The sequence below is a fragment of the Pseudomonas syringae group sp. J254-4 genome, from assembly GCF_032586855.1.
Lineage (GTDB): Bacteria > Pseudomonadota > Gammaproteobacteria > Pseudomonadales > Pseudomonadaceae > Aquipseudomonas > Aquipseudomonas amygdali.
Genome location: NZ_JAWHOO010000020.1, coordinates 80,245 through 104,483 on the forward strand (window position 1 = coordinate 80,245; position 24,239 = coordinate 104,483).

Consider the following 24,239-nt stretch of genomic DNA (forward strand, 5'->3'; position numbering starts at 1 on the left):
CCGTACCTATCGAAAACAGCTCCCGACCCGTTTGCGTCGGACGCTTGCGATCAACGCTTGTCTTCAACCTTCCAGGCGCTGCCGTCGTAGAACGCACGCCAGCCCGTAGGCTTGCCCTCTACTTCGGTCTGGACATACTGCTCTTTGGTCTTGCGACTGTAACGGATCACTGTCGGACGACCGTCCGGATCCTTCTTCGGCGCTTCGCAAAGGAAGTGGTACTTGGGATCGATTTCGTCCTTGTGCGGCGCGATTTCGATAACCAGCGGGGCGCGGGTTTCACGGTTTTTCGGGAACTGGCTGGCAGCCAGGAACAGGCCCGAAGCGCCGTCACGCAGAATGTAGGTATCGTCGACCTTGTCGCACTTGAGCTCCGGCATCTTCACCGGGTCCATTTTCGGCGGTGCTGCGTCGCCGCTTTTCAGCAATTTGCGGGTGTTCTTGCACTCGGGATTGGTACAGCCGAAGAACTTGCCAAAACGACCGGTCTTGAGCTGCATCTCGCTGCCGCACTTGTCGCATTCCAGACTCGGGCCTTCGTAGCCTTTGATCCGGTAAGTGCCTTCCTCGATCTCGTAACCCGTGCAATCGGGGTTATTGCCGCAAATGTGCAATTTGTGCTTTTCGTCGAGCAGATACGCGTCCATCGCCGTGCTGCAGATCGGGCAGCGATGCTTGCCACGCAGAACCCGCGACTCGGACTCGCCCTCGTCATCGTCGGCAATCTCGTCGCCGGGGGTCAGATTGACAGTCGCCTTGCAGCGCTCCTTGGGTGGCAGGCTGTAGCCGGAGCAACCCAGAAACACGCCCGTCGAGGCGGTACGGATCTGCATCGGGCGGCCGCACACCTTGCACGGGATATCGGTCATTACCGGCTGGTTGGCACGCATGCCGCCATCAGCGGCCTCGGCCACGTCGAGCTTTTTACGGAAATCACCGTAGAACTCGTCCAGGACGTTTTTCCAGTCGCGCTCACCCTGAGCCACGTCGTCGAGGTTTTCCTCCATCCCGGCGGTAAAGCCATAGTCCATCAGGTTGGAAAAGCTTTCGGACAGACGTCCGGTGACGATGTCGCCCATCTTTTCCGAGTAGAAGCGGCGATTGTGCAGCGCCACGTAGCCACGGTCCTGAATGGTCGAAATAATCGCGGCGTAGGTCGACGGGCGACCGATACCGCGCTTTTCCATTTCCTTGACCAGACTGGCTTCGGAATAACGCGCTGGCGGCTTGGTGAAGTGCTGGCTGGGGTCGAGCTTGTTCAGCTTCAGCGCTTCGCCCTGCGCCATGTCCGGCAGAACGTCGTCATCGCCCGGCTTGGCCATCTGTGGCAACGCACGGGTATAACCGTCGAACTTGAGAATGCGACCCTTGGCACGCAGCTCGAAGTCGCTTGCGGCGACCGTGACGGTGGTCGACAGGTATTGTGCAGGCAGCATCTGGCAAGCCACGAACTGGCGCCAGATCAACTCGTAAAGGCGCTCCGCGTCACGCTCCATCCCTGCCAGCTTGGTCGGGTGGGTGTTGACGTCGGAAGGTCGAATCGCTTCGTGAGCCTCTTGTGCGCCTTCCTTGCTGCTGTAGACATTGGGCGATTCCGGCAGGTACTTCTTGCCGAACTCGGTTTCGATGTAGTCACGCGCCATGCTTACCGCGTCGGCCGATAGATTGGTCGAGTCGGTACGCATATAAGTGATGTAGCCAGCCTCATACAAGCGCTGTGCCATCATCATGGTTTTCTTGACGCCGAAGCCCAGGCGATTGCTCGCCGCCTGCTGCAGGGTCGAGGTGATGAACGGCGCCGATGGCTTGCTGCTGGTCGGCTTGTCTTCACGCTTGACGATGCTGTAGCTGGACGCCTTGAGCTTTTCAAGGGCTGCCATGGCGTGGGTTTCGTTCAGCGGCTTGAACGCTTCGCCGTTTTCGCGCGCCACTTCGAACCGTACATTGGCACCTTTGGCGGTGCCCAGATCGGCGTGGATTTCCCAGTATTCCTCAGGGTTGAACGCGCGAATTTCGCGCTCACGCTCCACCACCAGCTTCACCGCAACCGACTGTACGCGACCGGCAGACAGACCACGGGCCACTTTCTGCCAGAGCAACGGCGAGACCATGTAGCCTACGACGCGGTCAAGGAAACGACGCGCCTGCTGAGCGTTGACCCGGGCAATGTCCAGTTCGCCTGGCTTGGAAAACGCTTCCTGAATGGCTTTCTTGGTGATCTCGTTGAACACCACGCGCTTGTAGCGGCTGTCATCCCCGCCGATGGCTTCGCGCAGGTGCCAGGCAATGGCTTCCCCTTCGCGGTCCAAGTCCGTCGCGAGATAGATGGTGTCGGCATCCTTGGCGAGCTTGCGCAGCTCTTCAATGACCTTTTCCTTGCCAGGAAGGATCTCGTACTTGGCCTTCCAGCCATGTTCCGGATCGACTCCCATGCGCGAGACCAGCTGGCGCTGCGCCTTTTCTTTAGGCGTCAGTACCGGGCCCTCGCCCGCAGCAGCCTTGCCACGCTTGGCGGCAGGGTCTTTGGCGGCACTAGCCGAACCGCTGGTGGGCAGGTCTCGGATATGGCCGATACTCGACTTCACCACGTACTGGTTGCCCAAATACTTGTTGATGGTCTTGGCCTTAGCCGGGGATTCCACGATGACCAGCGATTTGCCCATGGATCAGAAAATTCCTGAATAACTAGATGAAAGACAGTGAGGAGCTTGTAAAGGCCACGCTATATATAGTGGCTACAAGGTGAGGTCAAGCACAGCCTGTTGTGCAATTCCTTCTCACGTTGGTGAAAACAGGCTGGGTTCAGCCTCAACCAGAGCAAAGCGCGGGACGTGCTCGCCGTCAACCTCGACCGACTCCAGAAACATGCTCAAGGGACGCACCCACATCCCGAAATCGCCGTACAGAGCCTGATAGAACACGACTTCCTCTTCGGTTTCGGAATGCCTGGCAACACTGAAAACCCGGTACTGCGGGCCTTTGTAATGGCGATAGAGCCCTGGTTGCAGTTGCATGCTGCGGTCCTCTTGTAACACGTTCAAAAAATTTGGCTGAAGAAACCTTTTTTTCAAAAAACAAAAGCCGGGGCACCAAGCCCCGGCTCGCATCACACACAGGAATCAGACGCGTTCGAAAACGGTCGCGATGCCCTGCCCCAGACCAATACACATGGTAGACACACCGAAGGTGCCGCCATTTTGCTTCATGACATTGAGCAAGGTGCCGGAGATGCGCGCGCCGGAACACCCAAACGGATGACCCAGAGCGATGGCGCCGCCGTGCAGGTTAACCTTCTCGTTCATCTTGTCGAGCACTTTCAAATCTTTCAACACCGGCAAGGCCTGTGCAGCGAAGGCTTCGTTGAGCTCGATGAAGTCGATATCGGCGATCGTCAGGCCTGCACGCTTGAGCGCTTTCTGAGTTGCCGGAACCGGACCATAGCCCATGATCGCTGGGTCGACACCGGCCACGGCCATCGAGCGAATCACCGCCAGAGGCTGGATACCGAGGTCCTGGGCGCGCTGCGCCGACATGACAATCATGCACGACGCACCGTCAGTGATCTGCGAGGACGTACCGGCAGTCACGGTGCCACCTTTTGGATTGAACGCCGGCTTGAGCGCGGCGAGACTTTCCAGGGTGGTGTCCGGACGAATGGTCTCATCGTAGTCAAAGACCTTGAGGAAGCCGTTCTCGTCATAACCCTGCATCGGGATGATCTCATCCTTGAACTTGCCTTCCAGCGTCGCCTTGTGGGCCAACTGGTGGGAACGCAGGCCGAAGGCATCCTGCTGCTCGCGGGTGATGCCATGCATTTTGCCGAGCATTTCGGCGGTAAGGCCCATCATTCCGGAGGCTTTGGCAGCGTGCAGGGACATGTGCGGGTTCGGGTCCACGCCATGCATCATGCTGACGTGGCCCATGTGCTCCACGCCACCAATGACAAACACGTCACCGTTGTTGGTCATGATCGCCTGTGCAGCGGTGTGCAGCGCGCTCATGGACGAACCACACAGACGGCTTACCGTCTGCGCAGCCGAAGTGTGCGGGATCTGGGTCAGCAACGACGCCATGCGCGCAATGTTCCAGCCCTGTTCGAGGGTCTGGTTGACACAGCCCCAGATCACGTCCTCGACTTCCGCCGGGTCAACCTTGTTGTTGCGCTCGAGCAATTTGCTGATCAAGTGCGCGGACATGTCTTCAGCACGGGTGTTGCGGTGCATGCCGCCCTTGGAGCGACCCATCGGGGTACGACCGAAGTCGACAATCACGACGTCTCTTGGATTAAGGCTCATTCGTTCATTCCTCGGAAGACGCTTGACCGAAGAAGCTCTGGCCTTTACTGGCCATTTCACGCAGCTTCGCGGTCGGTTGATACAGGGCACCCAGCTCGGCGTATTGGTCAGCCAGGGCAACGAATTCGGCAACACCGATGGAGTCGATGTAGCGCAGCGCACCGCCACGGAATGGAGGGAAACCAATACCGTAGATCAGGCCCATGTCGGCTTCGGCAGCGGTTTCGACGATGCCGTCTTCCAGGCAGCGAACCGTTTCCAGGCACAACGGGATCATCATCCAGTTGATGATGTCTTCATCGCTCACTTCACGCTGTTCGTAGACGATCGGCTTGAGTACATCCAGCACAGCCGGGTCATTGACCTTCTTGGGCTTGCCCTTCTTGTCGGTCTCGTAGGCGTAGAAACCCTTGCCGTTCTTCTGCCCCAGACGATTGGCTTCGTACAGCGCATCAACTGCAGAGCGGCGATCATCCTTCATCCGGTCAGGGAAACCTTCGGCCATGACATCACGGCCATGGTGGCCGGTGTCGATACCGACAACGTCCATCAGGTAGGCAGGCCCCATCGGCCAGCCGAATTTCTCCATGACCTTGTCGATGCGCACGAAATCCACGCCTGCGCTGACCAGCCTGGCGAAACCGCCGAAGTACGGAAACAGTACGCGGTTGACCAGAAAGCCCGGGCAGTCGTTGACCACAATCGGGTTCTTGCCCATTTTCCTGGCGTAGGCAACGGTCGTGGCGACCGCTTCTTCGCTGGACTTCTCGCCACGGATCACTTCCACCAGCGGCATCATGTGCACCGGGTTGAAGAAGTGCATGCCGACGAAGTTTTCCGGACGCTTGAGGGCCTTGGCCAGCAAGCTGATCGAGATGGTCGAAGTGTTGGACGCCAGAATGGTGTGCTCACCCACGTTGGCTTCGACTTCCGCCAGTACCGCCTGCTTGACCTTCGGGTTTTCGACAACCGCTTCGACCACCAGGTCGACGTTGCCGAAATCGCCGTAGGAAAGCGTAGGACGAATCGCGTTAAGCGCTTCGGCCATCTTCGCCGCAGTCAGACGGCCTTTTTCCAGACGACCACCAAGCAGTTTGGAGGCTTCGTTCAGACCCAGCTGAATGGCTTCTTCGCGGATATCCTTCATCAGGATCGGCGTGCCCTTGACTGCCGACTGATAGGCAATGCCGCCGCCCATGATCCCGGCGCCCAGTACGGCGGCCTGTTTCACGTCCTTGGCGACTGCGTCGTAGCCCTTGGCTTTCTTTTTCAGTTCCTGATCGTTCAGAAACAGGCCGATAAGGCTCTGCGCAGCAGATGTCTTGGCCATTTTCACGAAACCGGCGGCTTCGACTTCCAGCGCCTTGTCACGACCGAAATTGGCGGCTTTCTGGATGGTCTTGATCGCCTCGACCGGTGCCAGATAGTTCGGTCCGGCCTGACCTGCGACAAAACCTTTGGCGGTTTCGAATGCCATCATCTGCTCGATGGCATTGAGCTTGAGCTTGTCCAGCTTGGGCTGGCGCTTGGCCTTGTAGTCGAACTCGCCGGAAATAGCGCGCTGAATCAGGTCAAGCGCTGCGGCCTGAAGCTTCTCGGGGGCGACTACCGCATCAACGGCACCGACCTTCAGAGCATCCTCTGCGGAGTTTTCCTTGCCTGACGCGATCCATTCGATTGCGTTGTCAGCACCGATGATGCGCGGCAAACGCACAGTACCGCCGAAACCCGGGTATAGACCCAGCTTGACTTCGGGCAGACCGATGCGCGCACTGCTGGAGATGACCCGATAGTCTGCGGCCAGGCACATTTCCAGACCGCCGCCCAGCGCAATGCCGTTGATAGCGACAACGGTGGGCACGCCCAGATCTTCGAAGTCGCTGAAAATCCTGTTGGCCTGCAGATTGCCCGCAACCAGTTCGGCTTCCGGCAACTTGAAGTTGTCGACGAACTCGGTGATGTCGGCACCGACAATGAATACGTCCTTGCCACTGCTGACGATAACGCCCTTGACCGAGGCATCGGCCTTGATCGCATCGACTGCCTGACGCAATTCGTTGAGGGTGAGGCGGTTGAATTTGTTGACGGACTCACCCTTGAGATCGAAATTCAATTCGACGATGCCACTTTCAAGAGCCTTAACCGTGATGGCTTTACCTTCGTAAATCATCAACTGATCTCCACAATATGGAAGCTGAACAATACCCGCCGGACATTAATGTCCGACGGGGCTACGACGTCGCCGTCGATGAACTCGCCAAATCACACGTTTACCCGCCGCGACGTGGTAGCCAGGATTCTGTCAGAGCCTTCTGACGACCAAACGATCATTTCATACGCCCGTTTGATTTGGGTACGCACACCATCAGGCATAACCGAGAGATTGTCAATTCGACAAAACACTCGAAAATATTCGTTTTCGCAGGAATATGCAGGCACTCCATAATGCCCACGCCTGTGTGCGATCCGCCATCATTCGCCAGCGTGATAGTAGCCGCACTCAGGTGCTGTAGCCTGATCTACAGAGGGTGACACGAGGCAGCTGTAGGCCAGGAAAGCCAGGTGCGGACGCACCGCCTGAGGGCACGTACAAAAAATATTTGCAGGAATCGCGACAAAATGGAGCAAAAGGGCTAGAGTCGCAACACTGCGCCACAAGAGGCTCGCAATGCAGCTGATTTGCGGGTGCGCAACAGCGAAGGCCGACATGGCAGCGAAAGCCTGTCGGCACGCGACGAATTATCGGCCTGCCTGGCCAACCCCGGCCCGATGTTGTTATCGGGCTTTTTAATGCCTGCGATTTAATGCCTTTGATTCAGGCTCAGGCCAATTCCTTGAGCAGCTTATCAATACGCTGCAACACTTCTGCCTCGCCCCGCTCCGCCCAGTACACGGCAACCATCTGCCCGTCAGCTTCGACCTTGTAGGCATCTGCGGGCAACGTCTGCAGATAAGACAGCACTTTTGGATCTTCGCAGACCTCACGCCAGCGGTTGCGCCAGACGCCTGGCTCGCTCTGCCAGTAAACCCAGGCATCTGCATGCGAGCCCAGGCGCGGGCGATGGTACTGTGCGCACGGGCTTGGCGGTTCTTTCGTCAGCCAGTGCGGCCACTCTTGCGGGGCAAGCTGCATACCCATGCCCAGACGGCGCGCCTCCATGCGCAATGCCATCCTGCCGCTCTGATGACGCGACGGGCGCAACCACACAAGCGGGCTCAGCATCACACCAATGATTGACAGGACTATCCAGACCGTCATATTTCTTGCCCCCAAGCCGATTTCGGACTTCTCACAACATTTTTGAAAACAATGGCTTGCACAAGGGTCTGCCCAGATGCGAACGAAAGAGCCATACTCCCACCATCGCAATGTTCCCGGAGGACACCCTCATGCCATACGAACACATTCTGGTTGCTATTGACCTCACCGATGAGTGTGACCCGGTCATCCGTCGCGCCAGCTTGCTGGCCAAGGCCAGCGAAGCAAAACTGTCGGTCGTGCACATCGTCGAACCAATCGCAATGGCGTTCGGCGGTGACGTCCCGATGGACCTTTCGCAATTGCAACAGCAACAGATGGATCAGGCCCAGGAGAAGCTCGAAAAGCTCAAACTCAAGTACCCGCAGCTGAAAACCAGCGAAAACCACATAGTGATTGGTCAGCCACGGCAGGAAATCCACAAACTCGCCAAGAGCAAGGCTTGTGACATGATCGTCGTCGGCAGCCATGGCCGCCACGGCCTGGCCTTGTTGCTTGGCTCCACTGCCAACGACGTCCTGCACGGCGCACCATGTGACGTGCTGGCAGTGAGCCTTAAAAAGCCCGAGTAATCTGGCCTGCTACAACGAAAAGCCCGGTTACCCGGGCTTTTTTGCATCACACGAACGCGTCAGCGATCACTCGTCCAGTTCGGCCCAGCGCTCCAGCAGCTTGTCCAGCTCGGCCTGCAGGTTTTCCAGCTGCGCCAGCACGGCAGCAGTCTGTTCCGCAGAACGCTGGTAAAAGCCCGGCTCGGCCATTTCTGCAGTCAGGACGGCCATCTTGCCTTCAACCTCATCGATCTGTGCAGGCAGCGCCTCCAGCTCGCGCTGAAGTTTGTAGCTAAGCTTCTTCTTGGCGACCGGCATGTCCTGCGCGGCAACCGGTGCGGCCTGCACCACAGCGCTGGCCAGTTCGGCCTTGCCCGACTTGGTGTCGGCAACACCCAGAAGACGCGGCGAACCGCCCTGACGCAGCCAGTCCTGATAACCACCGACGTATTCGCGAACCTTGCCTTCACCTTCGAACACCAGCGTGCTGGTGACGACGTTGTCGAGGAATGCCCGGTCGTGGCTGACCATCAATACGGTGCCCTTGAAGGTCAGCAGAACCTCTTCGAGCAGCTCCAGAGTTTCGACGTCCAGGTCGTTGGTCGGTTCGTCGAGCACCAGCAGGTTGGCAGGCTTGCTGAACAATTTGGCCAGCAACAGACGGGCACGCTCGCCACCGGACAGCGCCTTGACTGGCGTGCGGGCACGTTGCGGGCTGAACAGGAAGTCACCCAGGTAACTCAGGACATGACGGCTCTGGCCATCGATGTCGATGAAGTCACGCCCCTCGGCAACGTTGTCGATCACGGTCTTTTCCAGGTCGAGCTGGTGACGCAACTGGTCGAAATAGGCCACATCGAGACGCGTACCGACTTCAACCTTGCCACCGGTCGGCTGCAGGTTGTCGAGCATCAGCTTGAGCAATGTGGTCTTGCCGGTGCCGTTCGCGCCGAGCAGACCGATACGGTCTTCGCGCTGCAGAACCATGGAGAAATCCTTGATCAACATCGGGCCACCCGGATGGGCGAAGCTGACGTTGTCGAGAACCATGACCTGCTTGCCGGATTTCTCGGCAGTATCGAGCTGGATATTGGCCTTGCCGGTACGTTCACGGCGCTCGCTACGCTCTACACGCAACTCCTTCAGGGCACGCACGCGGCCTTCGTTACGGGTACGACGAGCCTTGATGCCCTGCCGGATCCAGACCTCTTCCTGGGCCAGACGCTTGTCGAACAGTGCGTTGGCAGTCTCTTCGGCTGCCAGTGCGGCTTCCTTGTGGACCAGGAAACTGGCGTAGTCGCCGTCCCAGTCGATCAAGCCACCACGGTCCAGCTCAAGAATACGGGTCGCAAGGTTTTGCAGGAATGCCCGGTCGTGCGTGATGAACAGCACCGCACCCTGGAAATCCTTGAGGGCTTCTTCAAGCCAGGCGATAGCGCCGATATCCAGGTGGTTGGTCGGCTCGTCGAGCAGCAGCAGATCCGGCTCGGAAACCAGCGCCTGAGCCAGCAGAACACGGCGACGCCAGCCACCGGACAACTCGGCCAGGGTCTTGTCGGCAGGCAACTGCAAGCGGCTGAGAGTGCTCTCGACCAACTGCTGCAGGCGCCAGCCATCACGGGCTTCGAGGTCCTGCTGAACATGCATCAGCTTGTTCAGGTCTTCCTCGGTGACGCAGTTCTGCGCCAGATGGTGGTATTCGGCCAGCAACGCACCGACGCCATCCAGACCTTCGGCTACCACGTCGAAGACAGTCCGTCCGTCGGCTACCGGCAATTCCTGGGGCAATTCGCCGATCTTGAGGCCGGGCGCACGCCAGACAGCCCCGTCATCAGGCTTCTGAACGCCTTTTACCAGCTTCAACATGCTGGATTTGCCTGTGCCGTTACGGCCGATGATGCACACCCGCTCACCACGGGCGATCTGCCAGGACACCTTGTCCAATAACGGCATGGCGCCGAAAGCAAGGGACACATCGCTGAATTTGAGCAGGGTCATGAGCTTCTCCAAAAACCGGGCGCGCATTCTACCTGAGATAACCGGCGGATGTCGGGAATCGTGGCACCCGTGACAACTTCCACATACCCTTCATAACCGACAATTATTTCCATATGAGACAAGCTCGTCGGCAATGCTTTCACCATGAGCTGGCAAAAGGCTAAGCTAGCAATACTTTTCACGACTCATCTGCTCGGAAGTCTCATGCGCAGTCGTTTGTTCAGCTTTTTATCGTGCCTGCTCCTCTCCACCACCGCCATCCAGACTGCTCATGCGGTAGACCTCAACCAACAACGCAAGTATTACGACGAAGCCAAGCGTGCGCTGGCCAAGGGCGATTCAGGCCCGTATCAGATGTACAGCACCGCGCTGGCCGATTATCCGCTGGAGCCCTACCTCGAATACGACGAGCTGACGGCGCGCCTGAAGACTGCCAGCAACGCGGAAATCGAGAAGTTTCTTGCCGAGCATGGAGACCTGCCGCAGGCCAACTGGATGAAGTTGCGCTGGTTGCGCTGGCTGGCGGAACGCGGCGACTGGCAACCGTTCGTCAAGTACTACGACCCGAAAATGAATTTCGTCGAACTGGATTGCCTGTACGGCCAATACCAGTTGAGCAACAACAAGCGTGCCGAAGGCTATGCCAGCGCAGAAAAACTGTGGATGACCGGCAAGACACTGCCAGCCGCCTGTGACGGCTTTTTCGCGCAATGGGCAGCCGCAGGCCAATTGACAGAGCAGAAACGCTGGCAACGGGCCAAACTGGCCGCTCAGGCACGCAATTACAGCCTGGCCAACACCCTGGTCAACAGTCTCAACTCCCTGGCCCCGCAAGGACGCCTGCTGCTGGCCGTCGCCCAGAAGCCGGAAATGGTCAACAACCCCGCGCAGTTCGCGCCGGTGGATGAAGCCATGTCCGATGTGGTCGGCCTTGGCCTGCGCAGACTGGCCAAGGAGGATCCGCAGAAAGCCCTGTCGATGCTCGATGGCTACGCGGCAACCATGCACTTCTCCCGTGAAGAGCAGGTGGAAATTGCCAAGGAAATCGGCCTGACCCTGGCACGTCGCTACGACGACCGCGCCTTGGAGGTCATGACCCGGTACGACCCGGAGCTGCGCGACAATACGGTTACCGAGTGGCGTATGCGTCTGCTGCTGCGGCTGGGTCGCTGGGAAGATGCCTACGAACTGGCACGTCGACTGCCCAAGGACCTTGCTGCGACCAATCGCTGGCGTTACTGGGAAGCCCGCTCTCTGGAACTGGCGCAGCCCAACAGCCCGCTGATTGCCGCTCTGTACAAGGACGTGGCCAAAGAGCGCGACTTCTACGGTTTTCTGGCGGCCGATCGCACACAAAGCCCCTATCAGCTCAACAACAAGCCCCTGGTGCTCAGCCAGGCGCTGATCAACAAGGTACGCAATACACCCGGGGTGCGTCGTGCGCTGGAGTTTCATGATCGCGGCGAAATCGTCGATGGACGACGCGAGTGGTATCACGTCAGCCGCCAGTTCAACCGTGACGAAATGGTTGCCCAGGCCAAACTGGCCTACGACCTGAAATGGTATTTCCCAGCCATTCGCACGATCAGCCAGGCGCAATACTGGGATGATCTGGACATCCGCTTCCCGATGGCCCATCGCGACACACTGGTACGCGAAGCCAAGGTGCGTGGGCTGCACTCAAGCTGGGTATTCGCCATTACGCGCCAGGAGAGCGCCTTCATGGATGACGCTCGCTCGGGCGTCGGTGCCAGCGGGCTGATGCAGTTGATGCCTGCCACCGCCAAGGAAACTGCCCGCAAGTTCAGCATCCCGCTGGCATCGCCGCAGCAGGTGCTGGACCCGGACACCAACATTCAGCTGGGCGCTGCCTACCTGAGTTCGGTGCATGCCCAGTTCAACGGCAACCGCGTGCTTGCTTCAGCCGCCTACAACGCCGGGCCAGGCCGCGTACGCCAATGGCTGAAAGGTGCCAATCACCTGGCCTTCGATGTCTGGGTAGAGAGCATACCGTTCGATGAAACCCGCCAGTACGTACAGAACGTGTTGTCCTATTCGGTGATCTACGGCCAGAAGCTCAACTCGCCTCAGCCGCTGGTTGACTGGCACGAGCGGTTTTTCGACGATCAGTGACCGGTCGGCAGGAGTGCTTCTCAGAGCACTCCTGCCGCCACGCAACACCTATTCCAGCACTTCGACCGGCATACCCACTTCAAGCTCGCCCAGCCCCTCGTTGACCACGTTCTGGCCAAACAGCACGTTACCCTCCACCTCCCGATAGGTCTTGAGTGTGGCGAAGGGCTCGCGATCCGCGCTGCGCTCGCCGGTAGCCGGGTCGATAGTGGTGAGAATGCAGCGCGCGCAAGGCTTGAGCAGCTGGAATTCGATGTCGCCGATACGGATACGCTTCCAGCCATCCTCGGCAAAGGCCTCAGCCCCTTCAACCACCAGATTGGGCCTGAAGCGCAGCATTTCCAATGGCCTGCCCAGGCGCGACGACAGGTCATCGAGCGAGCCCTGACCAATCAGCAGCAACGGGAAGCCATCGGCAAAACTCACCCGGTCGTTAATCGTCTGATAGCCCCCGGGCAGCCAGCGCGCACGCTCCACCGGCAGATAGACCATGCGGGTGGGCTTGCCAATAAACCGGCTGACCCATTCGGCAGCCACATCGCCAGCGTCCGGCACCTGCAACGAATCACGCCAGACTGTCACACCGCGCAGGTTTGACTCGATATCCAGCGGAACCGCGACGTCCAGAGGCTCGAAACCGGGTGCCGAAAGGGTTACACCGCCGCGGGCATTCCACAACACCGTCAGTTGGGACATGTGCGACAGGGCGCGCTGGGTGAAGAACCGACCGTTGCTTTCGTCGACCAGCATCCAGCGTCGGTCCCCCGCCAACCCCAGCTGGTCGAAAGACGCGCGTTGCAGCGTCTCCGCCTTGCAGGATTTGAGAGGGAAACGATAGAGAGAGCTGAGACGCAACATGAGAGCCGGTTCCTTTGATGGCGGGATAAGCTTTGACGAAGACATCAAAGCTTATCCGAAGCCGGAGCGGCAGGCATCCGCGATCAACAATCGCGCAAGGTATCAGCCAATCATCAAAAGACGTTCGCGCACTACCTCGACCAGCTTGTCGGGCTGGAATTTGGAGAGGAAGTTGTCGCAACCGACCTTCTTGACCATCGATTCGTTGAAGCTGCCGGACAACGAGGTGTGCAGAACGATGTACAGACTGCGCAAACGCGGGTCGTTGCGAATCTCGGTGGTCAGGCGATAACCGTCCATTTCCGGCATTTCGGCATCGGTGAATACCATCAGCAGCTTTTCATGGACGTTCTCGCCCGCGTCCGCCCAACCCTTGAGCATGTTCAACGCCTTGAGACCATCACTGGCCACGTGCAGCTTGAGGCCCAATTGAGACAGCGTGTCGCGCAACTGCGCCAGTGCCACCTTGGAGTCATCGACCAGCAACACCTCACGACCACGGGCATTTTCCAGTACCGGGTCTTCGAGCTTCTCGCGGGACACCTTGGCGTTGTACGGCACGATCTCGGCAAGTACTTTTTCGACGTCGATGATTTCTACCAGTTGGTCATCGACCTTGCTGATCGCCGTCAGGTAATGCTGACGACCGGCGCTGGCCGGCGGCGGCATGATCGCGTCCCAGTTCATGTTGACGATGCGATCCACACCACCGACCAGGAAGGCCTGAACCGAGCGATTGTACTCGGTGACGATGATCGTGCTGCCAGGCCCCGGCACCAGCGGCCGCATACCGATAGCCTGGGAAAGGTCGATCACCGGCAGGGTCTGGCCACGCAGGTTGACAACGCCACAGACGAACGAGTGACGTTGCGGCATGAGGGTCAGCTTGGGTAGCTGCAATACTTCCTGGACCTTGAACACGTTGATCGCAAACAATTGCCGACCGGCAAGGCGAAACATGAGGATTTCCAGGCGATTCTCGCCCACCAGTTGTGTGCGCTGATCTACTGTGTCGAGAATGCCTGCCATTATTAGCTCCTGAAGCAATGGTCACGATGAGTCTGTTGAGCCTGTATCGGCTGAAACCAGCCGGACCTTAATAGCGATGAAAGGCTATCCTCAGCATTGATGTCACTTTACCATCATGGTTTACTGGTGTCGCTTTCCAGCCAGACAAATACGACGATGGGCGCGTCCTGGAAAAGCCTGAACATACCCAGTCGCTCAAGGTAAAAATCAAAGAAGCACAAAAAGTCAATCGGGGATAACCTGATATGATCGACATCTAATTGCCACTATTGTGACGCCATTCTCAATACAAGAATGGCGTCAGGTTCGTGTCCGCTTTTCAAACCTTGTAATCAAGCGGCGCTGGCAACATTCAGAAATGCCCTACATACTTTTGTTTGAAATCGACATTAACTGTCAGCCATTCGCCGCGGGCGGAAGTTCGCTATCCATGATCAGTGGAGACAAAGGATGCTGAGCAACAACGATTGGCAGCATAAGCACGACCAGTTCCTGAGCACCTCTCAGGCACTTCTGTACAAGTCGGAAGAATGTCTTTCGCACCTGGAGTTGATCCCCAACGACGAGGACGCCACCGGCTGCCTTCTGACCACCCTGCGCACTCTGGCCCAGGAGGCGGAAGCCGCGCCTGTGCCGTGCATTGCCGAGTTTTCACGTCAGCTGTGTCAATTATTGAAAAGCGGTGGCCAGGCCAACGAACTCTCACAGGAAACCCTGCTGACCGTTAAAAACTGCCTGATGCTCATGTCCTGGCAGGTCGAGCTTCTCGATCCGCAAACGGGTGAGTTGACGATGGACAACAACGAACAGCTGGAGCTGTTGGAAAAACTGGCCAGCGCCTCCTCGCAATCGGCACTGACGAAGGATGCAACCCAACGATAACGCTCGACTGTCGGGCATTACACCGCAATGTCAGTGAAGTGATGTTGTCACGTCAGCGTTTTCCGTCCATTGTCTTCACTGCTTTCAAATCGTCTTAAAGGTTGACCAGGGACTGAACGCACGCCTCGGCGGTCCCATCTACACAAGAAGCCACAATGACCTGCAATCTGTTACTGGTCGACGACCACTCCCTGATCAGAGCCGGCGTGCGAGCGCTGGTTGCAGACATGCCGGGCTATGCCATTCTCGGTGAAGGGGCGGACGGCGCGCAGTTGTCGAGCCTGGCGCAGCGACTCAAGCCCGATATCATCCTGCTCGATATCTGGATGAAGAGCGTCGACGGCCTTGAGGCGCTCGAGCAACTATTTAAAGTACAGCCACATTGCAAGGTCTTGATCCTGTCGATGCACACCGATCCGGACATGATCATGCGTGCGCTCGACATCGGGGCTCGCGGCTATCTGCTCAAGGACACCACCGCGACCGAACTGGAACAGGCACTGGAAGCGCTGCGCAACAACGAACGCTATCTGAGCCCGGCCATCGCTCATACCGTTATCGAGCGCGCCCTGCGCGGAACACGCTCGGACAGGGCCCAGGCGGCCAAGGAGCGGTATCACCTGACCGCTCGCCAGCTGGAAATCCTGCGTCTGATCGTGCGCGGCAAGTCCACGCGTGAGATTGCCGTCGGCCTGGGACTGAGCATCAAGACCATCGAGACCCACCGCTCCCAGGTCATGAAGCGGCTACAGATATTCGACGTCGCCGGGCTGGTACTGTTTTGCGTTCGCGAGCGGATTATCAGTCTGGACGATTGAGCATCGGTGCACGGCTCAGCACCGGTGAATCCGTCGGCAAATGCACCTGTAGCGCGCCCGGTCGTGCTTCGAAGCGCAGATCCTCGCCAGACAACGGCTCACCATCAAGGTTGATATCCAGGCCCTGAGCCGACTTGAGTTCTACCCAGGGCAAACGCGCGCGAATGAACATGTTGTCGATGCCCAGCCCGCCTTCCAGCAGACTCCTCAGCGTGCCGACCACTTCCTGAGGCGCGGGCAGGATACTGATGTCGAGCAGACCGTCATCGGCCAGTGCGGTCGGGCACAGCTCGTGTCCACCGCCTGCCTGCCGGCCATTGCCGATACCCAGCGCCAGCAGGTCTCCACGCCAGTGGAAATCCGGCCCGGTGAGTTCGCCGTGGGCAGCATGCAGCTCGCTGAACCTTGTCAGACCGGTAAACAGATAGGCCGCGCCGCCCAATACCTTTTTCAGGTCTTCGGATGTGTTGGCGGTTACCTGACTGCCAAAACCGCCGGTAGCCATGTTGAGGAACAGCTTGCCACCAACTTCACCCAGATCAACGGCACGCGGTGCTACGTCCATCAGTTGCAGAGCCTTGGAGACCTCAAGAGGCACCCCGGCTGCGCGGGCAAAATCGTTGGCAGTGCCCAGCGGCAAAATAGTCAGGCTGGCTTGTGTTTCAGCCAGCGCCAGGGCCTCGGCGATATCTCGCAAGGTACCGTCACCACCGCCCGCCACGATATGCCGATGCCCGGCGGCCAGCGCTTCGCCAACCAGGCGTTGGGCATCGCCAGCTTCCCAGGTGAGCCTCACGTCCAGCTCCCAGCCCTGCTTGCGCTTGTCTGCAACGGCATCACGTACGTCTTCGTTGAGCGCCTGTTTACCGTGAAGAATGAGCATTGCCCTGCGTTGTGTCATGACACCTCCTCTGACGAACCCTACGAATTGAAGCCTGCGAGCGACGCTCTTTCTGTAGTCAGCGCCCGCATACATTTCGCACGACGCATGACTGTGACCCCGCACATGTCAAAAAGGCCCACCCGTCACAGAAATTTTTTTCACGTCACCAAGAACAGATCAACCCCCGCCAATACTGGGCAAAACCCGGAAGCAGAAGCTCTGGAGCAACGATTGCATCAGAGTTGGCACACTTTTGTACTGACGCTATTTGTTTCATGAGCTTTACTGACAGCAGGACCCTCACTTGAGGGAAGTTTCATCTACAAATGGTTGAAAAGTCTTAAATAAAATTCGGAACAGGACGACATATATAAAGTGATATTCACAAAAGACAGTCCGGATTCGTCATGACCTCGACACGTAACTGGCTACGCTTGGACACTATCTGTGAACAGATGCCTATTTGAAGCTGCAAACGCGTCATCGCAAAACGCCCAGGATCAGCAGGATCCAGACGCATACAGGGAGTAAGGGAGTTCTATGAGGTTGCAGCCGGTCGACAGTCTTTCGCTCACCCGCACCAGTCTGGTCGAATACTTTCTTTTCGGTATTCGGCTGGCCCATGGCATTGCCTGCATTCTGCCCGGCCTTGCAATCATGATGCTTATCAAGCATGACGGCCCGGAAACACAGCAGGGTTATATGACCATGCTGCTGTTTTTCGGCTTTGTCGGCGTGTTGGTGTTTCAGGCCATGGGCGTCTATTCCGAAGCGTTGTTCAGCAACGATCTGCGCATGGGCGCGCTGGCAGTTGCCTGGACCGCAGCCTTCGGGCTATTGCTGTTCATGCAACAGGCAATGGGGCTGTTCGGCTATCTCTCCCCTGAAGAATCGCTGATCTGGTACCTGACCAGCCTGGCGCTGTTCGGCATCATTCGTCTGCTGCTGTTGATGCTGTTCAAGCGTCAGATGCGCAAGGGGGTGTTCCTGCAACATGCCGTGATTCTGGGCGCGACGGAAAATGGCCTGCGCCTGGCCGAGTACCTGCTGGAACATCAGGACATCCGTTCGGGTGTCACCGGTTTTATCGACGACCGGATCGGTCGCATGCCCAAAACCGTGGCCAACCTGCCCCTGCTGGGCAATACCAGCGACCTGGAACGGCTGATTCGCGAAGAGAAAGTGACCCAAGTGCTGGTCGCCCTGCCCTGGACGGCGGAAAACCGCATGGATTACATCATTCGCGAACTGCGCAGGCTACCGGTCAACGTATTGCTGGTGCCGGACATGATTGCCTTCCGGCATACCCACAACCGCATTACCGAAGTGGCCCGGCTGCCGATGTTCAATGCATCGGATCTGCCGCTCAGTGGCTGGTCTCCATTCATCAAGCGCGCCGAAGATATCGTTCTGTCGTCGCTCGCGTTGCTGGTGTTGTCACCGGTAATGCTGCTGGTCGCACTGGCGATCAAGCTCGACTCCCCAGGCCCGGTGTTTTTCCGCCAGAAGCGCTACGGCTACAACAATCGCCTGATCGAAGTATTCAAGTTCCGCTCCATGCATCAGCACCAGGCCGATGCAACAGCCGAGCGCCAGACCACCCGTGGCGATGCCAGAATCACGCGGGTCGGGCGCTTCATTCGCAAGACCAGCCTGGATGAATTGCCACAGCTGTTCAACGTAGCGGCAGGCAGCATGTCAATGGTCGGGCCACGCCCACATGCGACGGCCACCAAGGCTGCAGGGATTTTGTTCGAGCAAGCGGTGAAAGAATACACGTCGCGGCATCGCGTCAAACCGGGGATCACCGGGCTGGCGCAGATTAACGGCTATCGTGGTGAAACCGACACCGTGGAAAAAATCGAAAAACGCGTCGAGTTTGATCTCGAGTACATCGAAAACTGGTCTGTCTGGTTCGACCTGTACATCCTTATGCGCACTGTGCCTGCAGTGCTATTCACTCGCGAGGCTTACTGATGAGCACGCTTATTCCCTGCATCATCGCCGGTGGCTCCGGCACCCGTCTGTGGCCGGTCTCGCGAGAAGCCATGCCCAAGCCGTTCATGCGCCTTCCCGACGGCCAGAGCCTGCTGCAGAAGACCTTCCTGCGTGCGGTCGGCCTGCCCGGAGTCGACCGCCTGCTGACGGTTACCAACCGGGAGGTGTACTTCCGCACAGTGGACGACTACCGCCAGTTGAACAAAGGCAATGCGCGTCTGGATTTCATCCTCGAGCCCTTCGGGCGCAACACCGCAGCCGCGGTCGCCGCCGCTGCGCTGCATGTCAGCCAGCTGTATGGCGATGACGCGCAGTTACTGGTATTGCCTGCCGATCACCTGATTACCAATGTCGAGGAATTCTCCAGAGCAGTGACTGCCGCGCAGAAGCTGGCCTCCGAGGGCTGGCTGGTGACCTTCGGCATCGTCCCGACCGCAGCGGAAACCGGTTTTGGCTACATCGAAAAAGGCCCGGCACTCAGTGCCGACGCCTGTCAGGTCGCCCGTTTTGTCGAAAAACCCAATGCAGTTACCGCCCAGGGCTATGTGGACGGTGGTCTGCATTTCTGGAACGCCGGGATGTTCTGCATGCGTGCCGATGCCGTGCTGCGCGAGCTGCGCACCCACGCGCCTAATGTGCTGAACGCGGTCAGCAACTGCCTGGAATCGAGCCCGCGCAAGGAAGGCAATCGTGAACTGCAGGTCGAACTGGACAGCGAATCGTTTGCTCTGACCCCGGACATTTCCATCGACTACGCACTGATGGAGCGTTCCGAAAAAGTTGCCGTGGTGCCCTGCCAGCTCGGCTGGAGTGATATCGGTTCCTGGCAGGCGGTGCGTGAACTGTCTCCGGTCGATGCTCAAGGCAATTACTGCAATGGCGAAGCTGTGCTGCATGACGTCAGCAATTGCTACATCGACTCGCCCAAACGCCTGGTGGGCGCTATCGGCCTCGACAACCTGATCATCATCGACACCCCCGACGCCTTGCTGATCGCAGACGGACGCCGCAGTCAGGACGTCAAGATCATCGCTCAGGAGCTCAAGCGCCAGGGCCATGACGCCTACCGTCTGCACCGTACCGTCACCCGCCCGTGGGGCACCTACACGGTGCTCGAAGAAGGCAAGCGTTTCAAGATCAAGCGCATTGTCGTTCGCCCGCAAGCGTCACTCTCGTTGCAGATGCACCATCACCGCAGCGAACACTGGATCGTGGTCAGCGGCATGGCAACCGTCACCAATGGCGAGCGTGAATTCATGCTCGATACCAACGAGTCGACGTTCATCAAACCGGGGTTCACGCACCGGCTGGTCAACCCGGGCGTCATCGACCTGGTGATGATCGAGGTGCAGAGCGGTGAATACCTGGGGGAAGACGACATCGTGCGCTTTACCGACATTTACGGACGCGTGCCCGACAAGACGGTGAAGAGCTGATTCACGAGCGGCAGACGCCGCTTGATTCACTCGGTTTTCAATTGATAGCAACCGGAACAGGCAGTACCCGCCAACATGAATTTATTACCCGCAAGGGAGCCGTATTTGTGCTCGACAGGAGTTCAGGACCAATGAAAAGCATGATGCTGATCGCAAGCTTATTGCTGTTGAGTGCATGCAACACCCCGTCCAGGGTGGGCTTGCCGGATGACCGCGCGCAAATTGAAGCCGGTCAGGCGGCAGGTCGCGCACTGGCGGGCAAACCGCTGCCGCCGGAAAGAATCCGTCCTGGCGATACCTTGCGAATCGTGCGCAACAGTGGCGAAGCTCCGTCGATTTCGGCGTTTACCGCCAACTCTATCTACGAGCTGACGCTGTTTCAGGTGCTCAACGACGGCACCTTTTCCTACCCTTACATCGGCACGGTCAAAGCAGCGGGCCTGACACTCCAGCAGTTGAATGACCTGCTGGAAAGCAAGCTGCAGAATGTCTACCGCGAAACGGCACTGACCATCAACATTTCCCAGTCACCGGGCAACACCGTGTTTGTCGGCGGCGCCGTACGTAACTCGGTAACGTTGCCGGTCAACGTTGCTACCAATCTCGATCAGGCGATTGTCGGCGCGGGCGGTGTGGCGCTGGATGCCGATGCCGGTCAGGTCGCGCTGCTGCGTCAGGAAGAAAACGGGCTCTACAAGACCTATTTCTTTGATTACAGCAAGTTTCTCTGGGCGGGCGGTGCGGGTGGCCCTACAGCGCCGGTGCTGCTCAAACGTGGCGACATCGTGTTCGTTCCCAAATCATCGGTCGGCAACAAGGTTGACGGCGTATCCCTGTATTTCAACCAGCTGATTCCCTTCGCGAAGTCGATCGGCCTGGGCATGAACTACGAGCTGCGCAACAACAATTAATTGTCAGGGAAACAGACATGATCAACATCCGCTCATTCCGCGACCTGCTGCGCCTGCTGTTCATTTTCAAGCGCGAAGTCAGGATCACCGTGGTGGCGACCTTCGTCATCATCCTTCTGGGCGCGTTTCTGCTCCCCAACCGCTACGAGTCCACAGCTTTGCTGCTGGTCAAGCCCGGCCGTGACAGCAGCACTGTGCCTATCGAGCTGTCCGACCGTCAGGCTATCGTTATACCGAGCGGCCTGCGTGATCCGCTGCTCGACGAAGAGCGCATGCTCAGCGGGCGGCCGATCATGCGTGCCGTGTCCGAAAAATACCTCGCCGAGCTGTCTATGGTGCCGCCTGAAACCGGCGTTCTGGCGTCGGTGAAAAACGGCCTCAAGGCAGTCGTCGGGGCAGTCGTCAACGGCGTACGCAACGTTCTGCAATTTATCGGTCTGGTGGAGCATCGCTCGCAGGCCGAACGCCTGGCCGAGGATCTGGAGAAAAACTTCAAGGTCAGCCACGAACCGGGCTCGTCGGTGATGGAGCTGAGATTTACCTGGAACGACCCGGACATCGCCCAGACCGTGCTCAGGACCTGGATCACCGAGTACCAGTTGCAACGCACAAAGACACTGGGCCGGGTCAGCCTGTACGCGTTCTATGAATCGGAAGTGAAAACGACCGGCGCGAACATCATCGAGTACAAGAAGCAAATCCAGAATTACCTGAACCAGTTGAGCGCAGTGAGCATTTCCCAGCGCCTGGCGGATACCTCGCAGGGGCTCAACGACCTGCGTACCGAGCGCAACAACACAACCCGTTCCATTGCGTCTACCAAGGCCGGCCTGGACCTGCTGAAAAAGCAGTTGGCAGAGCAGCCCAAGACAGTCTCGGCAGGTCGCGAACTGGCGTTGAACCCCAATCGCCAGGACTTGCAGAACCGCATCAATGGCAAGGAAGTGGAGCGTCAGGAAATGCTCCGCTCGTTCAAGGAAGAGGCGCCGCCAATCCGGGCGATCAATGAGGAGGTCAACAACCTCAAGAAGCTGCTCAAGGAACAGGAAGCCACCGTCCAGCGCTCTGAAAGCATCACTCCCAACCCCATCTACAACCGCATGCAGAACGTGTACGCCGATCAGCAGACCAGCTACGCGCGCCTGCAAACCCAGCTCGTTCAGCAAAATGCGCAGATCGCGCAGCTGGAAAGCGACCGCCAGCAGGCACTGAATCTGGAGCCGGAGCTTTCGCGCCTGCAGAACGAACTGGATGCGGCCGAGAAAAGCTATGCGCTGTACAAGGACAGCCTGGAAAAATCGCGTATTGACCGTGAGCTGGACAACAGCCAGATCAGCAATATCGCGACCATCGAAGACGCCACCTTCAACCCCAGCCGGGTGTTCCCGAAAAGCCTGCTGATGCTGTTTCTGGCATTCCCGCTGAGTATTGTGGTCGGTGCCGTGGCGCTGTACTTCTTCTACCTGCTGGACCAGCGCATCCACGACGGCGACAAGATCGAGAGCAACTTTGGCGTCCCGGTCTGGACCAGTCTGCCCGACCTGGAGCGCGCTCAGGAGCGCAGTGCAGCCTTCACCTCCAATTTGCACCGGGTATACGGTATTTTGCCGCTCGATCAGGTAGATGAGCGCGGCCTGACCATCGGCTTCACCTCGGTCAAGTTCGGCGCAGGCGTGTCGTTCGTGATCGAGCGGCTGAGCACATTGCTGACCGAGCAGGGTCATCGGGTCCGCACCGAAGGCCGCGGCCCGGCCAGTCCTGGTGAAATCGTGCTGATCAACGCCTCGGCACTTTCCGCCAATCAGGATGCCTTTGTGCTGCTGCGCAAGGCTGACCTGATCGTGCTGGTGGTGCGTGCCGAAGACACCACCGTGCCGATGCTTGAGGACACCTTGAATAACCTCAATACCGCATTCAAGAAAGTCGACGGCATCATTATCAACCGCCGTCGTTTCGAGGTGCCGGAGCAGGTATTGAACTTCCTCAAGCGGATCGGGAGCCGAGGCTGATGCGCATTGCCCTGCTAGCGCCGCTGCCACCCGAGCAGAACGGCATCGCCGATTATGCCGGGCACCTGCGGCATGCGCTTGAAGGCATCGGCCTGCAGGTCAGCACACCGCTGCTGGGTGTCGGCAACGATCCACGTGCCGCAGAACAGCGTGTTGCCGAAACCGACTGGAGCGAGATCGATCTGGTCCATGCCGAACTGGGCGGCGGACGGCTGGCGGAGTTTCAGGCCCTGCGAGCCTTGCGTCGACGCTTCCCGAAGCTGCCGTTGACCGCGACAGTGCACGATCCCGAGCGACTGGTGTGGCGGCGCGAGAAACTGCCCTGGCCCTTATCGATTGTCAGCGGCATGCGCTCACCGCTGCCGGAAATGGCGACGGTGCTGGCCGACCCGCTGTGCCTGCGTGAAGAACGGCAATTGGCGCAGCACATGACCCGCCTGGTGACACTGACCCAGGCGGGCAGTCAGAGCCTGCGTCAGCGCATGGGGCTGAAAACCGCACAGATGGCGGTGATCAGTCACGGCAACGTCGCCATCGCTCCCGCCCCGTTGCCACCCTTGAAGCCCTTGCGTCTGCTGTATTTCGGCTTCATTTATCGCGGCAAGGGAATCGAAGACCTGCTTGATGCGCTGGCCAGCGTTTTCACCGCACAGCCTGCGTTGCGGTCGACCGTACGCCTGACCCTGGCAGGCGGCAGCGAGCCGGAAATGGCCTTCGGCCCGTCCGGCAGCTACCTGGAGCAACTGCGCCTGCGCATCCGCCAGCTAGGCCTTGTCGATCTGATCGACTGGCAACTGGACCTGCCTGCCGAGCAGATCCCGCAGGTAATCCAGGCTCATCACGTGATGGTTCTGCCTTATCGCGAATCGAGCAAACTGAAGATTCTCGGCAAGCTGCGCGGCACCAGCGGCGCGTTGTCATGGGCGGTGGCGTGTGGCAGGGGCGTGATTACTTCTGATGCACGCTCGTTTGCCGAAGAAGTCTCGCACGGCAACGGCATGATCTATCCGCAAGGCGATGTGGACGGACTGGCAAAGGCTCTGACGCAAGCTTGCGCGGATCCGGAGCTGGTCAAACAATGGGCCGAAAATGCCTCGCACATGGGCAAGGCCAGAGTCTGGAGCCACACCGCAGAGCGTTTTCGGGATGTATTCCGCCAGGCGTGCGAGGAGAAGTGAC

General features: G+C 58.6%; 18 protein-coding genes. 9 read left to right on the forward strand and 9 right to left on the reverse strand.

Annotation, left to right across the window (positions count from 1 at the left end):
• Positions 1-50 precede the first annotated feature (50 nt).
• The 5 genes from topA to RYB09_RS21240 form a co-directional block, all read right to left on the reverse strand.
• Positions 51-2,663, reverse strand: a complete 2,613-nt coding sequence (gene topA, locus RYB09_RS21220; protein ID WP_316890091.1) for a type I DNA topoisomerase — start codon at positions 2,661-2,663, stop codon at positions 51-53.
• Between the two features lie 114 nt (positions 2,664-2,777).
• Positions 2,778-3,014 carry a DUF1653 domain-containing protein gene (locus RYB09_RS21225; protein ID WP_004656893.1) on the reverse strand — a complete coding sequence of 79 codons (237 nt, stop codon included), beginning with the start codon at positions 3,012-3,014 and terminating at the stop codon, positions 2,778-2,780.
• Positions 3,015-3,119: 105 nt separating this feature from the next.
• On the reverse strand, positions 3,120-4,295 hold the full coding sequence (gene fadA, locus RYB09_RS21230; RefSeq protein ID WP_004656895.1) for an acetyl-CoA C-acyltransferase FadA: 1,176 nt from the start codon (positions 4,293-4,295) through the stop codon (positions 3,120-3,122).
• A 4-nt stretch (positions 4,296-4,299) separates the two neighbouring features.
• Positions 4,300-6,465: a fatty acid oxidation complex subunit alpha FadB gene (fadB, locus tag RYB09_RS21235; RefSeq protein ID WP_316890094.1), complete on the reverse strand. Its 2,166-nt coding sequence runs from the start codon at positions 6,463-6,465 to the stop codon at positions 4,300-4,302.
• Positions 6,466-7,116: 651 nt separating this feature from the next.
• Complete coding sequence (locus RYB09_RS21240; protein ID WP_122258393.1) at positions 7,117-7,554, reverse strand: hypothetical protein; 438 nt, start codon at positions 7,552-7,554, stop codon at positions 7,117-7,119.
• A gap of 131 nt (positions 7,555-7,685) precedes the next feature.
• Here RYB09_RS21240 and RYB09_RS21245 point away from each other — a divergent pair, with 131 nt between their 5' ends.
• On the forward strand, positions 7,686-8,126 hold the full coding sequence (locus tag RYB09_RS21245) for a universal stress protein (RefSeq protein WP_004665751.1): 441 nt from the start codon (positions 7,686-7,688) through the stop codon (positions 8,124-8,126).
• A gap of 66 nt (positions 8,127-8,192) precedes the next feature.
• Here RYB09_RS21245 and RYB09_RS21250 read toward each other — a convergent pair whose 3' ends face one another.
• Positions 8,193-10,103, reverse strand: coding sequence for an ATP-binding cassette domain-containing protein (locus RYB09_RS21250; RefSeq protein WP_002554111.1), 1,911 nt, complete (start codon positions 10,101-10,103; stop codon positions 8,193-8,195).
• 204 nt (positions 10,104-10,307) lie between these two features.
• Between RYB09_RS21250 and RYB09_RS21255 the strand changes: the two genes are divergently transcribed.
• Entirely contained in the window at positions 10,308-12,236 is a 1,929-nt protein-coding gene (locus RYB09_RS21255) for a transglycosylase SLT domain-containing protein (protein ID WP_002554112.1), read from the forward strand.
• Positions 12,237-12,284: 48 nt separating this feature from the next.
• On the opposite strand, the gene RYB09_RS21260 is transcribed toward RYB09_RS21255, so the two are convergent.
• Positions 12,285-13,094, reverse strand: coding sequence for an MOSC domain-containing protein (locus RYB09_RS21260; protein ID WP_057404139.1), 810 nt, complete (start codon positions 13,092-13,094; stop codon positions 12,285-12,287).
• Positions 13,095-13,196: 102 nt separating this feature from the next.
• Positions 13,197-14,123, reverse strand: coding sequence for a chemotaxis protein CheV (locus RYB09_RS21265; protein WP_002554114.1), 927 nt, complete (start codon positions 14,121-14,123; stop codon positions 13,197-13,199).
• 450 nt (positions 14,124-14,573) lie between these two features.
• On the opposite strand from RYB09_RS21265, the gene RYB09_RS21270 reads away from it, so the two are divergent.
• Both RYB09_RS21270 and RYB09_RS21275 read left to right on the forward strand, forming a co-directional pair.
• The gene (locus tag RYB09_RS21270; RefSeq protein WP_058401586.1) at positions 14,574-15,005 is read left to right on the forward strand and encodes a hypothetical protein; all 432 of its coding nucleotides are present in this window, start codon (positions 14,574-14,576) and stop codon (positions 15,003-15,005) included.
• A gap of 155 nt (positions 15,006-15,160) precedes the next feature.
• Complete coding sequence (locus tag RYB09_RS21275; protein WP_058409056.1) at positions 15,161-15,823, forward strand: response regulator; 663 nt, start codon at positions 15,161-15,163, stop codon at positions 15,821-15,823.
• Here the strand turns inward: RYB09_RS21275 and yegS are convergent.
• Complete coding sequence (gene yegS, locus RYB09_RS21280) at positions 15,807-16,724, reverse strand: lipid kinase YegS (RefSeq protein ID WP_316890098.1); 918 nt, start codon at positions 16,722-16,724, stop codon at positions 15,807-15,809. The genes RYB09_RS21275 and yegS overlap by 17 nt on opposite strands.
• A 522-nt stretch (positions 16,725-17,246) precedes the next feature.
• Between yegS and RYB09_RS21285 the strand changes: the two genes are divergently transcribed.
• The 5 genes from RYB09_RS21285 to RYB09_RS21305 all read left to right on the forward strand — a co-directional run bounded on the left by RYB09_RS21285 (position 17,247) and on the right by RYB09_RS21305 (position 24,238).
• Positions 17,247-18,683, forward strand: coding sequence for an undecaprenyl-phosphate glucose phosphotransferase (locus tag RYB09_RS21285; RefSeq protein WP_004665755.1), 1,437 nt, complete (start codon positions 17,247-17,249; stop codon positions 18,681-18,683).
• Positions 18,683-20,140, forward strand: coding sequence for a mannose-1-phosphate guanylyltransferase/mannose-6-phosphate isomerase (locus RYB09_RS21290; RefSeq protein ID WP_122281087.1), 1,458 nt, complete (start codon positions 18,683-18,685; stop codon positions 20,138-20,140). The genes RYB09_RS21285 and RYB09_RS21290 overlap by 1 nt, the downstream gene beginning before the upstream one ends.
• A gap of 131 nt (positions 20,141-20,271) precedes the next feature.
• Positions 20,272-21,051, forward strand: coding sequence for a polysaccharide biosynthesis/export family protein (locus RYB09_RS21295; protein WP_004656922.1), 780 nt, complete (start codon positions 20,272-20,274; stop codon positions 21,049-21,051).
• A 17-nt stretch (positions 21,052-21,068) separates the two neighbouring features.
• A complete protein-coding gene (locus RYB09_RS21300) occupies positions 21,069-23,060 on the forward strand; it encodes a GumC family protein (protein ID WP_122281088.1) in 1,992 nt (663 codons plus the stop codon).
• Complete coding sequence (locus RYB09_RS21305) at positions 23,060-24,238, forward strand: glycosyltransferase (protein ID WP_058401582.1); 1,179 nt, start codon at positions 23,060-23,062, stop codon at positions 24,236-24,238. Before RYB09_RS21300 ends, RYB09_RS21305 begins: the two co-directional genes overlap by 1 nt.
• Position 24,239: the final 1 nt, after the last annotated feature.